At 54.3% G+C, this 12,998-nt stretch carries 13 protein-coding genes; all 13 read right to left on the bottom strand.

Annotated elements, in window-relative coordinates:
• Positions 1–1,370, bottom strand: a 1,370-nt coding sequence (leuS, locus tag QZL66_RS05815; protein WP_293601895.1) for a leucine--tRNA ligase, incomplete at its 3' end; no start/stop codon positions are given.
• Between the two features lie 24 nt (positions 1,371–1,394).
• Positions 1,395–2,207, bottom strand: a complete 813-nt coding sequence (locus QZL66_RS05810; RefSeq protein WP_293601894.1) for a hypothetical protein — start codon at positions 2,205–2,207, stop codon at positions 1,395–1,397.
• The gene (locus QZL66_RS05805; protein WP_022410791.1) at positions 2,146–2,472 is read right to left on the bottom strand and encodes a hypothetical protein; all 327 of its coding nucleotides are present in this window, start codon (positions 2,470–2,472) and stop codon (positions 2,146–2,148) included. Before QZL66_RS05805 ends, QZL66_RS05810 begins: the two co-directional genes overlap by 62 nt.
• Positions 2,473–2,515: 43 nt before the next feature.
• On the bottom strand, positions 2,516–2,881 hold the full coding sequence (gene rsfS / locus QZL66_RS05800) for a ribosome silencing factor (RefSeq protein ID WP_022410790.1): 366 nt from the start codon (positions 2,879–2,881) through the stop codon (positions 2,516–2,518).
• A gap of 21 nt (positions 2,882–2,902) precedes the next feature.
• Positions 2,903–4,174 (bottom strand): LCP family protein, encoded by a 1,272-nt coding sequence (locus QZL66_RS05795; RefSeq protein ID WP_022410789.1) that lies wholly within the window; start codon positions 4,172–4,174, stop codon positions 2,903–2,905.
• 7 nt (positions 4,175–4,181) lie between these two features.
• Positions 4,182–4,769, bottom strand: a complete 588-nt coding sequence (gene yqeK / locus QZL66_RS05790; protein ID WP_022410788.1) for a bis(5'-nucleosyl)-tetraphosphatase (symmetrical) YqeK — start codon at positions 4,767–4,769, stop codon at positions 4,182–4,184.
• Positions 4,744–5,397, bottom strand: coding sequence for a nicotinate (nicotinamide) nucleotide adenylyltransferase (gene nadD, locus QZL66_RS05785; RefSeq protein WP_022410787.1), 654 nt, complete (start codon positions 5,395–5,397; stop codon positions 4,744–4,746). Before nadD ends, yqeK begins: the two co-directional genes overlap by 26 nt.
• On the bottom strand, positions 5,397–5,684 hold the full coding sequence (locus QZL66_RS05780) for a YhbY family RNA-binding protein (protein ID WP_022410786.1): 288 nt from the start codon (positions 5,682–5,684) through the stop codon (positions 5,397–5,399). The genes nadD and QZL66_RS05780 overlap by 1 nt, the downstream gene beginning before the upstream one ends.
• Positions 5,685–5,696: 12 nt before the next feature.
• Entirely contained in the window at positions 5,697–6,281 is a 585-nt protein-coding gene (locus QZL66_RS05775; RefSeq protein ID WP_022410785.1) for an XTP/dITP diphosphatase, read from the bottom strand.
• Positions 6,278–7,153, bottom strand: coding sequence for a signal recognition particle-docking protein FtsY (gene ftsY, locus QZL66_RS05770; RefSeq protein ID WP_293601900.1), 876 nt, complete (start codon positions 7,151–7,153; stop codon positions 6,278–6,280). Before ftsY ends, QZL66_RS05775 begins: the two co-directional genes overlap by 4 nt.
• A gap of 645 nt (positions 7,154–7,798) precedes the next feature.
• Positions 7,799–11,380, bottom strand: a complete 3,582-nt coding sequence (smc, locus tag QZL66_RS05765; protein ID WP_022410783.1) for a chromosome segregation protein SMC — start codon at positions 11,378–11,380, stop codon at positions 7,799–7,801.
• Between the two features lie 403 nt (positions 11,381–11,783).
• A complete protein-coding gene (locus tag QZL66_RS05760; RefSeq protein ID WP_022410781.1) occupies positions 11,784–12,299 on the bottom strand; it encodes a hypothetical protein in 516 nt (171 codons plus the stop codon).
• A gap of 149 nt (positions 12,300–12,448) precedes the next feature.
• Positions 12,449–12,998 (bottom strand): hypothetical protein (locus QZL66_RS05755; protein WP_293601893.1); only part of this gene is annotated, 550 nt, incomplete at its 5' end.

The raw sequence follows: 12,998 nt of genomic DNA, 5'->3' as shown, positions 1-12,998 counted from the left end.
GGCGCCAGCCGCAGCGGCAGTTCCTCGTAGGGCACGGGTACCATACCGCACTTCGGGCAGTACACGATGGGAATCGGCTCGCCCCAGTAGCGCTGACGGTTGAACGCCCAGTCCTTCATCTTGTACTGCACGCCCTTTTCGCCGCAGCCCTTTTCTGCCAGCACTTCCAGCATCTTCTCGATGGCATCCTTCTTGTTGGTGATGCCGTTGAGGATGCCGGAATTTACCATTTCCCCGTCGCCGGTGTAAGCTTCCTTGGAGATATCGCCGCCCTTGATGACCTCGATGATGTCGATGCCGAACTTCTTGGCAAAGTCATAGTCACGGGTATCGTGTGCCGGCACTGCCATAATGGCACCGGTGCCGTAGCCCATCATCACATAGTCGGAGATGTAGATGGGAATCTCCTTGCCGGTGATGGGGTTGATGCCGGTGAGTCCCTCGATTTTCACGCCGGTCTTGTCCTTGACCAGCTGTGTCCGCTCGAACTCGCTCTTCTTGGCGCACTCTGCCTTATAGGCATCCAGATCGGCGATGTTGGCGATGCTGTCCCGATACTTCTGGATGATGGGGTGCTCCGGTGCGATGACCATAAAGGTCACGCCGTACAGGGTGTCCGGACGGGTGGTATAGATGCGCAGCTTCTCGTCTGCGTGTTCTTTCACGGCGAAGTTCACGAATGCGCCGGTAGACTTGCCGATCCAGTTCTGCTGCTGAAGCTTGACGTTGGGCAGATAGTCCACCTCTTCCAGTCCCTGAAGCAGCTTGTCTGCGTACTCGGTGATGCGCAGATACCAGACCTCCTTGGTCTTCTGCACGATTTCGCTGTGGCAGATGTCGCACTTACCGCCCTGAGAATCCTCGTTGGACAGAACGACCTTACAGCTGGGGCAGTAGTTGACCAGTGTCTTGTCACGGAATGCCAGTCCCTTTTCGAACATCTTCAGGAAAATCCACTGGGTCCACTTGTAGTAATGCTCATCAGTGGTATCGATCACTCTCGACCAGTCGAACGAGAAGCCCACACGCTTGAGCTGTCCGGTAAACTTCACGATGTTGTCATCGGTTACCTTGCGGGGATGTACGCCGGTCTTGATGGCGGTGTTCTCCGTCGGCAGACCGTAGGCATCGAAGCCGATGGGGAACAGCACATTGTAGCCCTGCATCCGGCGCTTCCGGCTGACAACCTCCAGACCGGAATATGCTTTGATGTGGCCCACGTGCATGCCGTGTCCGGACGGGTACGGAAATTCCACCAGCGCATAGAACTTCGGCTTGGTGTGGTCTTCCTTTGCACGGAACGAACCGTGTTCCTCCCAATACTTTTGCCACTTGGGTTCCACTGCGGCAAAATCATACTTGTTGCTCATGTGTATCATTCCTTTAATTATAATTTACTCAACATATTTCCAGGGCTGTGACGCCGTTTCTCTCAATTTTTCTTCGATACTGTCACAGCTCCATGTTTCATTCAGGTCAAACTGGCATCTTATACGAACATGACTGTCCTCTCTCTCAATTTCCCGTCCGGCATGGTAAAACTTCACATAGATTGCGTATGTGGTCTGATACGCATTGTCCGGTTCGGTTCTCAGATGAGAAAACGGCGACGTATCCCAAAAATCACAGTAAAGTGCGTAGATCTCTTCTGCTGTTTCAGAAAAGCTGTCCGACGTCATATCAAAAGAGGGATTCCCCTCAATAAAATCAAAGTCAAGATGTTCACTCTCCTGCGGTGTCCCGAATGCCATGACAAATTCTTCTGTTACCATCGTATTGATTTGATGCTCCTGACAAAAAGCCGCCCAGGCAGCTGTCTTATAATTCTCACGCACACTTTTGTGCGGAAAATGCCAGATTGGCAGCAAACCATCCCAACGACCCTTTGACCAACCGGATATGACAATAAACACCACATCTGGATTTTCTTTCGGTGAAACCGTATAAAAAGTATAGATTCCGCTGTCTGTCTTTTGAATATGGCTATCACAAATCGTAAACGCTTCCCCATATTCATCTTGTAGCTGACGCATTATCTGCCATCTGCCGTCCGGTAAAAGAAATTTGACAAGCACTGCGATCCAAAAGACAAGAACCACAAAAAGTATTCGCCATTCCGTCTTTGACTTTTTCGGTTTCCCGCTGTTATTTACCAAAAAACGCCCTAACATTCTTTTCAAATACCAACACTGCAGCAGCGCCGACATCCAGGAGCCCTTCCAGCAGATAGATCCACTGGCTTCCCAGATTGCTCAGGTTGCCGCCCAGATTGACGAGGAACATCAGCACCAGCCATACTGCGACGATGTACTGAATGTACGGGATCCGTCCCAGCATCAGCACCAGCGCCGCAACGGCGAGGATCAGCATCACAATATTGGCGCCGGAGAAGCCGAGAATCAGGTTCAGAACCGACTTCACGACCAAATACAATCCAATGCCAAATACCCACTTTTTTCCTGCTTCTGCCATACAAAATCATCCTTTCCACAGCGTTCTGCATGCGCACCGGCGCTTACTGTTCTGCCTTCGTCCAAGCGGAGATGTCCACCGGCTCGCCGTCCGCCCAGAGGCGTTCCAACTGGTAAAAATCACGGGTTTCCTTATAGAAAATATGCACAATGATATCGGCATAATCCAGCACGATCCAGTTGGAGCCGTTGCCGCGGCCCTCCCGGTGCATGGGTTCCAGACCCCGTTCCGAGAGCTGGTACTCCACCTCGTCTGCCAGTGTCTTGGTGTGGGTGGTGCTGGTACCATTGGCGATGATGAAATAGTCGCCCAGAATGGTCAGCTCGCCCACATGCAGCACCTGAATATCCTCTGCACGCTTGCTGTCCAATGCTTTCACAATCACTTCCAGTATTTCCTGCTGTGTCATATCATAATCCTTTCTTCGCTGTTATTGTGCGCCGTCCTCAGTGTTTCCGTCGCTGATATCCGAGAGATTTTCCTGTGTGTCGTCATATGCGGTCGCCTGATAATAGCCCTCCGGCACCAGTTCAACAATGGTGCTCTCCTCCGGATAGATCTCGTTCTGATACGGGCGGAAGTGGGCGTTCAAAATGCCGATGGTCGCCGACTTATGAATGGAATAGACCGACTGGCTGGAGCCGTCTCCAGGATAGTAGGTCGCACCCTCGCCCGGCACCATAAAGACGTTGACGGAGTCCATGGAAAGACGGGCGGAGGCGAAATCTGCTACCATGCTGACCTGTTCCAGCGAGAGGTCGGTGGCAATCCACTGATTCTTATAAATTTTCTGCATGGCGCTCATCAGTTCGGTCTGGCTCATGTTCAGCATCTTCTGCATGGCTGCTGCCAGGAAGATACGCTGCGCCTTGACACGTCCGATGTCGCCCTCCGCATAGTCGTGGCGGAAGCGGACGAACCACTCTGCCTGCTGTCCGTCCAGCACCTGTTCGCCGGCGGGCAGCACCTTGTCTGCCTCATAGAGAATCTCCTCCGGCAGGGTAATGGGGATACCGCCGATGGAGTCTACAATGTTGGCGATATCTTTGCAGTTCAGCTTGACATAGCAGTCTACGTAAACGCAGAAGTTTTCCTCGATGGCATTTACCACACGCTGAATGGGTGTGACGCCGGTTTCCTGTCCGCCGCTGTAAATGCTGTTGAACTTTGCCGTGGAATAGGAGGCATAGTCCGGCATGTAGCAGTCACGGGGAATCTGAAGGATGTTCATGGTGCCGTCAATCAGATCCAGCTGCAAAATCCAGTCCACGTCGGACAGCTCGCCGCTCTCGTCCATGCCCAGAAACAGAATGGTATACTGTCCCTCGATGGTCTGATTCAGATCCAGACCGTCATCCCGATCACCGTCCAGATCGCTCTTGAGCTTCAGTGCGGAGGCATCTGCCGAATCCACCTTGGAAAGCGTGCCCTCCTGCTGCACCAGCGGCTGCCAGAGCTTCCAGTATTTCATGATGGAAACCTGACGTGTGGTGATGGTTGTTGCATCCACCGTTTCATAGGCAATGATCGGTACGTTCAAAACCATGGTCAAAATCAGCACCACGCTAACGATGATGCTCGCTGCGATGATCAGCTTATCCCGCAGCGTTCCACGTTTCTTTTGAGAAGACGTCGGTACATACCCGTATTCCTGCGGTGCAGCACCCCTGCTTCTTCTGTCCGGTCTGCGTTTGTTTGCCATGCCAGATTCATCCTTCCTTTTTTTGCAGCATTGCGGCGTATTCATTATAGGCTTCTACCGTATGGTGCGGGATCAGTGCGCCACGATGGAGCAACTTCTGAAGCGATGCCACCAGTGCGGCATACATTCCGTCCGCCAGACTCTCCTGTGTCTTCCGGCGCATTTCCTCCACGCCGGGATAGTCCCGTTCTGCCGAGATCATATCTGCCAGATAGACGATCTGCTCCAGGGGAGACATGCCGCAGCGTCCCACGGTATGGAACCGCACGGCACGAAGCACGTCCTCATCGGTCACATGGAACTGCGTCCGCAGCATCTCTGCGCCGGCAATGCCGTGCCATACCTTGAACGCCTTTCGCTCCTCTTCGCAGACATCCATCGGAGAGCGCATCATCCAGGTGTACTGCACATCCTCCGGTTCTTCCTTACAGATATCGTGCACCAGTCCGGCAAACCGTGCTTTCTCCGGATCCACACAGCCAAAGCGTTCCGCCAGCGCTGCGCTCGCCTCCGAGACATTGACGGAATGCTGAAACCGTTTTTCCGACAGGTGCTCTTTCAGATATTGTTCATAGGACTTCAAATCCACTTTCATCGCAAGATGCTCCCTCCATCATTTCTTCCGACTGGTACAATCGATGACATACTATATATTGTACTACTTTTTGCGGCAAATAGCAAGAAAAATCTTTGTGATTTTTGATGCTTTCCCGAATTTTTGTAGAAGATATGGTGTAGGCTGCGGCATGGCAAACAAAAATTTTGCCATATTGCAACAAAAACTGCTGCTGTGCCAGAAGTGCCTGCTGATCGTCCTTTTCTCTGGAGACTACGCCAAGTGCGGCAAGCTCCAGAATTTCCTGCCAGCGATGCCAGTTCTGGAACTGCAAAAACATGTCGCTGCCCAGCAGAAGCACCAGCTCCGCCTCCGGAAACCGCCGGTGAAACTCCTGTACTGTATAGATGGTATAGCTCACACGTGCCTGTTCCAATTCGCAGGCATCCACGCTGCAGTCCGGCACTTCCGCTGCGGCAAGACGGCACATGGCAAGGCGGTCTTCTGCCGAAACAGCAGGAGTCTGCGTCTGTTTAAACGGCGAGACCCGTGCCGGAATCAGATACACATGGGACAGCCCAAGCCCCTCCTTTGCCGTCTGCACCAGATGCAGATGGCCGTTATGGATGGGATTAAAGCTGCCGCCGAACAGTCCGATGCGCTGCATCAGAACTGCACGACCGGTTCCTTGGGATTGCGCAGGAACAGGACAAAGCGGCTGCCGATGACCTGTACCACTTCCGAACCTGTCCGGGCTGCCAGTTCCTCGGCTGCCTCCCGGGCATCCAGCGGGCAGTTGTCCAGCACACGCATCTTGATCAGCTCACGCTTCCGCAGCGCATCCTTAACCTGCTGCACCAGTGCTTCGCTGATACCGCCCTTTCCCACCTGTAAAATCGTCTCATACTTGCTGGCAATGCCGCGAAGTGTCGAACGCTGTTTGCTTGTCAACATCTGTGATTCTCCTTACTTTTCCTGAAAATATCGTGCCAGCTCCGCCAGTGCATTGGCACGGTGGCTGACCTGGTTCTTCTCTTCCTCTGTCATCTGTGCCATGGTGCGGTCGCCCACGCAGAACAGCGGGTCATAGCCGAAGCCGTTTTCCCCTGCCGGCGCTGTGCCGATCCTGCCCTCACAGGTGCCGGAAAAGAAATGGGTCTCTCCGGCTGCATCTACATAGCAGAGCACACATTCAAACCGTGCCGTGCGCTTTTCTGCCGGAACACCGTCCAGCAGCTCCAGCAGCTTCGCATTCCGGTCTGCATCCGTAGCGCCCTCTCCGGCAAAGCGGTGGGAGTGTACTCCCGGTGCGCCGTCCAGCGCATCCACCAGCAGTCCGCTGTCGTCGGCGATAACCGGACAGTGCAGTGCCTCGTATACGGCACGTGCTTTCAGCGCTGCGTTTTCGGCGAACGTCTCGCCGTTTTCCTCTACCTCAATGGAAATGCCTGCCTCCTGCTGGGAGACCACGGTAAAGCCAAGGGGCTGTAGGATATCCCGAATTTCCCGCAGTTTTCCGGCGTTGTTCGATGCGATCACGATTCGATTCATTCTGACTCCTCCTCTGTGGGGACAAACAGAGCACGGACAAAGTCCTCGGCGTGGAACGGCTGGAGATCCTCAATCTTTTCTCCCACGCCGATCAGCTTCACCGGAATGCCCAGTTCATTGCGGATGGAAACGATAATGCCGCCCTTGGCGGTGCCGTCCAGCTTGGTCAGCACAATGCCGGTGATATTCGCAACCTCCTGAAACAGCCGTGCCTGATTGACAGCATTCTGTCCGGTGGTGGCATCCAGTACCAGCAGCACTTCCTGATGGCAGCCCTCCGCCCGTGTTTCAATGATGCGGTTGATCTTCGCCAGCTCCTGCATCAGGTTCTTCTTGTTGTGCAGCCGTCCGGCAGTGTCGCAGATGAGCACATCGCAGCCACGTGCCTTGGCAGCATCAATGGCATCATAGACCACCGATGCCGGATCCGAACCCTCGGCGTGCTTGACGATATCCACGCCGGCACGCTGCGTCCAGACTTCCAGCTGGTCGATGGCAGCTGCACGGAATGTATCCGCAGCGGCAACCAAAACCTTCTTGCCCTCGGATTTCAGCTGATGGCACAGCTTGCCGATGGTGGTAGTCTTTCCGGCACCGTTGACGCCGATGACAACCACAACGGTGGGCTTGGTGGGATACTCCAGCGTCTGATCCTCGCCCAGCATCTCGGTGATGATCTCCTGAATCATGCCCATAATCAGGCTTGGATCGGTCACGCCACGCTCTTTCACCCGTTTCCGCAGCGTCTCGCAGATCTCCACGGAGGTCTCCGGTCCGAGGTCGCTCATGATCATGGTCTCTTCCAGCTGATCGAACAGGTCGTCGTCGATCTTGGTGAACGTGTTGACCACCTGCTGCATCCGAGCAATCATGGCATCCTTGGTTTTCCGCAGACCGTCCCGAATCTTGGTGAAAAAGCCCTTTTTCTTGGGCTTCTCCGGCTCCTCTTCCGGGACCTCCTCCGATTCCCCGGAGATGTCCTCCGGTTCTTCCGGCTGCTCTGCTTCCTCCGGCTCTGATGCTTCCGCAGGTTCTTCTGCCGGTTCTGCATCCTCCGATGCTTCTGCCGGCTCCGTTTCCTCTGCTTCCGCATCCTGTTCCGGCGCTTCCGCTTCGGGAGATTCTTCCGGCTGCTCCGGCTCCTCTGCTTCCGGCATTTTCTCCGGCACTGCATCGTCTTCCGCCGAATCCTCTGCCGGTTCCGGCGCTTCCTCTGTTTCTCCGGATGCCTGCATAGCTGCCTGCCGTGCCAGCGCAATGGCCTCCTTCCGAAGCTCGGACTTCTCCGCAGCTTCCAGTGCCGCCTGCCGTGCACGTTCGATCTCGTCCTGCTCCTGCGTCTCCTGTTCTTCCAGCGCAGCAGCAGCGATCTCCTCCGCCTCCTCGGTGCTCTCCGGCGCATCTGTTTCTACCAGATTCTCGGTTTCCCTGCCACGCCGCCAGAACGGAACGCTTTTCTCTTTCTTATCCTTTTTCTTGCCAAACCAACCCATGTCCACTCATCCTTTCCTGTCGTGTTATCCTCTCGGAGCAGCGGATTCCTCCAGACCGGCGAACTCCTCCTGCTCCATACGCAGCAGACGGGAAACGCCGTCCTCCTGCATGGTCACGCCATAGAGCACATTTGCCTCCTCCATGGCGCTCCGGCGGTGCGTTACCAGAATGAACTGCGTGGTATCCGTAAAGTTTCGCAGATACTGCGCATACTTCCGCACGTTGCCCTCGTCCAGCGCCGCATCGATCTCATCCAAAATACAAAACGGCGAGGGACGCAGCCGCAGAATGGCGAAGTAAATGGCGATCGCCACAAAAGACTGCTCGCCGCCGGACAGGGAGATCAGGTTCTTGATGACCTTTCCCGGCGGGGCAACCTTGATCTCAATGCCGGATTCCAGCACCTGTTCCGGATCGGTCAGCTCCAGCCGTGCCTCTCCGCCGCCGAACAGCTCCCGGAAAATCTCCTGAAAGTTCCGGTTGATGATGGAAAAGCTCTCGGAGAAGATGCGCTGCATCTCCGTTGTGAGGGACTCGATCAAGTCCTCCAGCTCCTGCTTCGCCTTTTGTGCGTCCTGTACCTGTGCGGTCAGGAACTGATACCGTGCAAAGACCTCCTCATACTCGGAGATCGCCGCCACATTGACCGTGCCCAGCGCACGAATCTTTGCTTTCAGGCTCTGCAATTCCCGCTGCGCCGCCTGCAAATCCTCCAGCGGCTGTGCTGCCTGCTGTGCCTCGGAGACGGACAGCTCGTACTGTTCCATCAGCTGGCGCACCACGCCGTCATAGTCGCTCTGGACGGCAATTTTCCGCTCCTCCAGACGGCTGATCTCGCCGGAGATTTTCTCCCGGCTGTCGTTGATCTCCCGCAGCCCTGCCTGAATCTGCCGGATGTTCTGATCCTGTGTGTCGTGCACCTGCTGCCAATGCTGAATCTGTTCCGCATTGGTCTTGCTCTCTGTTTTCAGCTGTTCCAGACGTGCCCGGTTCTCCTGCGCCTGCTGCTTTTTCTGAACAATCTTCCCGTTCTGTGCAGCGATGTCCGCCCTGGTCTGCGCCAGACGCTGTTCCATGGAGTGCTGCGCCTGCGTCTGCTGGGAGAGGCTCTCAGCGAGCTGTTCCCGATCCTTCTCTAAGGAAACCAGCTGGATTTTCAATTCCGCACGCTGCTGTGCCAGTTCCTCCTGCTGCTGCTGCAGTGCCTGACGTTTGTCGCCCTCCTGCTGAATGCTCTGCTGCACCTGTTCCAGTTCTTTGGCAGTCTGCACTGCCTTTTCCTGTGCGGTGCGCAGACTCTGTTCGGTTTCTCTCAGGCGCTGCTGACAGGCGCTGTGCTGCTGCTGTGCCTCTTCCAGACGTTCCGCAGCCTGCTGCTGCACATAATAGAACTTTTCCACTTGTGCATTGGCAGCAAGGCTCGCCGATTCCGCACGCCGGCACTCGTCCTGCAGCGCCTCCATCTGCTGTTGGAGCTGCCGGGACTGCTGCTTTGCTTTTTCCAGCGCTGCGGAAGCCTGCGCCTCCTGCTCTTCCAGTGTCCGAATGGCAGCAGCAAGGCTGTCCAGCTCGGCACGCCGTGTGAGCATTCCGCCGGAGCGCTGGGCAGAACCGCCGGTGAACGAACCGCCGGCATTGATGATCTGCCCGTCCAGCGTCACAATGCGAAAGCGGTACTGATACGCCCTGGCAAGCGCCGTTGCCGTATCCAGATCCTCCGCCACCGCAATGCGTCCCAGCAGAAACCGGACGATCTCCGTATACTGCGGATCATACTGCACCAGATTGCACGCCAGATCAATGAAGCCCTCGTGGCGCTCCAAACCGGATTCCGTAAGCGTTCTGCCCCGCACAGAGGTCAGCGGCAGAAACGTCGCACGTCCGGCACGGTTCTTTGCCAGATGGCGAATCCACTGCTTCGCTGCGTTTTCGTCTGCGACCACCAGATTCTGCATCGCACCGCCCAGCGCCGTTTCCAGCGCCACGCCATAGCGGGAATTGGTGGTGATAAGCTGCGCCACTGTGCCAAAAACGCCGTGAGGCTTTCCGCCGTCTGCACGGAGCACCGACTTGACACTTCCGGCAAAGCCCTCCATGTTTCGCTCCATGTCCTGCAAAAGCTTCTGGCGCTGGCGCTTTTCCCGCAGAGCAAACGCCGCCTGTTCCTGCTGCTTTTTGCCGTTTTCCAGCGCCTGCACAGAATTGGCATAGCGCCGCTGGAAGCCGTCCCGCCGGTTCTGTACCTGCTGAAGCGTTTCCGCTGCCTGAGCCGCCTGCTGTTCCGCCGTCTGATAGGCGGACTGCTGCGTCTCCTTTGCCTGTCCCAGCGCATGACAACGCATGGCGTGTTCGGTGATCTGCGCCCGCAGTTCCTGCTGCTGGCCGGCTGCCGTCTCCTGCATCACACGGAGTTCACTCTGCTGCATCAGAAGCTGCTGCATCCGTGCGCTGCTCTTTTCGCAGGCCTCGCCCTGCTGAGCTGCCGCCTGTTCCAGCGATTTCCACCGCTGTTCCACTTCGCCGCTCTGCGCCTGCAATTTTTCCTGACGCTGTTCCAGTTCCGCCTGCCTTTTTTGCAGCACCAGAAACTGGTTCTCTGCTGCCTCGGACTGCTCAGCAATCAGTGCCATCTGGCGTTCCAGCTCGGCGATTGCGCCCTCGCTGTGCACCACTTCGTTTTCGCAGACGGCAATGGCGGACTGCAGGTTCGCCGTCTCCTGATCTGCCTCCCGCAGTTTCTGCCGAAGCTCTTCCATATGCAGAGTGCTCTCCTGCATCTTACGGTAGCCCTCCTGCACCTGCGTATCCGCACGCTGCACCTCACGCTCTGCATTCTGGTACTCCGCCTGCGCCTGTAGGCAGCCGTCCGACAGTGCGGTCAGCTTCTCCCGCAGCGCCATCAGCCGGCGCACCCAGAGGGAGACCTCCAGCTGCTTCTGCTGTCCGGCAAGCTCCACATACTGCTTTGCCTTTTCCGCCTGTTTCCGCAGAGGCTCTACCCGTGCCTCCAATTCAGCCACAATATCCAGCAGACGCACCAGATTTTCCTGTGCGCCGTCCAGCTTTCGCTGCGCCTCCTGTTTCTTATACCGAAACTTGGACACACCGGCTGCTTCTTCGAAAATGTCCCGCCGGTCGGTGCTCTTGGCGCTGACGATCTCCGCAATGCGTCCCTGTCCGATGATGGCATAGCCATCCCGTCCCATACCGGTATCCATAAACAGCTCCGTCACGTCTTTCAGACGGACACTCTTGCCATTGATACGGTACTCACTGTCACCGCTGCGATACAGCTTTCGGGTAACACTGACTACCGCACCATATTCCTCCCCCAGTTCACCGGTTGCGTTGTTGATCTCCAGCGTAACTGCGGCAAACCCCATGGGTTTCCGTGTTTTCGTGCCGGAAAAAATGACATCCTCCATCTTGTTGCCACGAAGCGTCTTGGTGGACTGTTCCCCCAGCACCCAGCGCACGGCATCACCGATGTTGCTCTTTCCGCTGCCATTGGGACCGACGACTGCTGTCAGCCCCTTGTCAAAGGTCAGCTTGATCTTATCGGGAAAGGATTTGAAGCCCTGCAGCTCCAAGGATTGCAGATACATGCTTTGATCTCACCTCTTTTTCTTTTGTCCCAATTCTCTAATGTATTGCCGCTGATGATTTACACCAGAAAGTGAAACACCAAAATCTCAACTAGCCTAATCACCAGCAATACACGATTTAACCTCATTATTGATAGCATTTAAACACTAACATATGTAACCTCACAACTTTTTAATGTTCTCGATTGCAACGAGTCCAACCGCCGTCATGATTAGAGTCCCAGCAACAAAGCAGCTCATTGTTGATGTCCAGTAATCATTTCAAATTAAATCTCCAAAGTTTTCACAACACCCTCTTTCCATACAGTAAACTCATCCTCTGGGCTTGAGTTAGATTCACTTAAATCATCATACTCATAACTGGTATCAAGTTTATCAGTTGCAAAATTCATATATACTCTAATCATTGAACAACGGATATCAATTTCCATTCAAGCAATAATGAATCAAATTCAAATTTCCAGTCGTTTCTTCCGTATTTATCAGATGTACCAGTGATTTGCTCACAAATTACAGATAGAGGAGATGAACAAAAGAATCTTGAAAACTTGTATCCCGAAGGAGGTGAAATCCTAGAAACTTCTTTTCCATAATTGTCTATTTTTATCAACTGAGTATCTGTCAAAATAAAATATCCAGGCGATGCTAAGCATAAATCACGAAAGCCTGAAAAATGTAGAGTGACCAACGAATCAGTGAAAATACTCACATTCCCTAAAGCATTATACCAAATTACATTTTCACCCTTAACAGAAATCACTCTATGAGATGAGCAACCTTCGTTATATATTTCAATAAAAATATAATCGCCAGACATGTAAGCAAATGCCCGTCCAGTAGAATCAATTTTATATTCATATGATACATCGTCGTGTTCCCAATGCATAATATTCGTCGAATTATCTATTGTAATACTCATTTATTCACCTTTTAATCTAAGTCCCAATTCTTTTTTATATTGTTGAGATGTATTGTCCTAAAAATATATGGATATATTGGGAACTTTGATTTTCATTTTAGATGAGCAATACAGAACAGAATTTGGATTTTCTTTTTGGGATCCGGCACTCACGCATGTAAGACCCGCATCCCGTAAATCCGGCTGCCGAAGTAAGAGAGCGGAACGGTCTGCTCCTCCGGCTGCAGCGGATCCATGCACTGGTACTCGCCGTCCGAACTGCCCACCAGCAGGACAAAATGAAAGCTGCCGCTTTTCGGCATCTTCACCAGCACAATGGGATCATCGCCATTTTGCAGGCACTCGTCCAGCGCAGCAGCGTCACGCTCCTCTGCGGTGAGTCCGGTCACCTGCTCCAATACCTCCCACTGCAAATTGCCCTCGCTGTCATAGACGCCGTGCGCCGAAAAAAATTCGTTCACCTGTCCGGCATCAGCATCTGCCGGCAGACCCTCCACAGAGAGGTGCTGCATTTGCAGCGCCGATGCTACGCAGCACACCAGACAGCCGGAATCCGCCATGTGATATCTGGAATCGCCCAGCGCATCGGCTCTCCAGCGGTCGTCTTTCTGCCGGAAATACACCACGGATTCCGCCGGAAGTTCCTGCGCCTGATCTGCGGTGACTGTCACCAGCTGGCTCTGTCTGCACCGATACCAG

The sequence above is a fragment of the Ruminococcus sp. CAG:330 genome (genome assembly GCF_000437175.1).
Taxonomy (GTDB): Bacteria; Bacillota; Clostridia; order Oscillospirales; family Ruminococcaceae; genus Ruminococcus_C.
The sequence above is the reverse complement of the archived record's forward strand: the minus strand, read 5'-3'. Positions and strand labels throughout refer to the sequence as shown.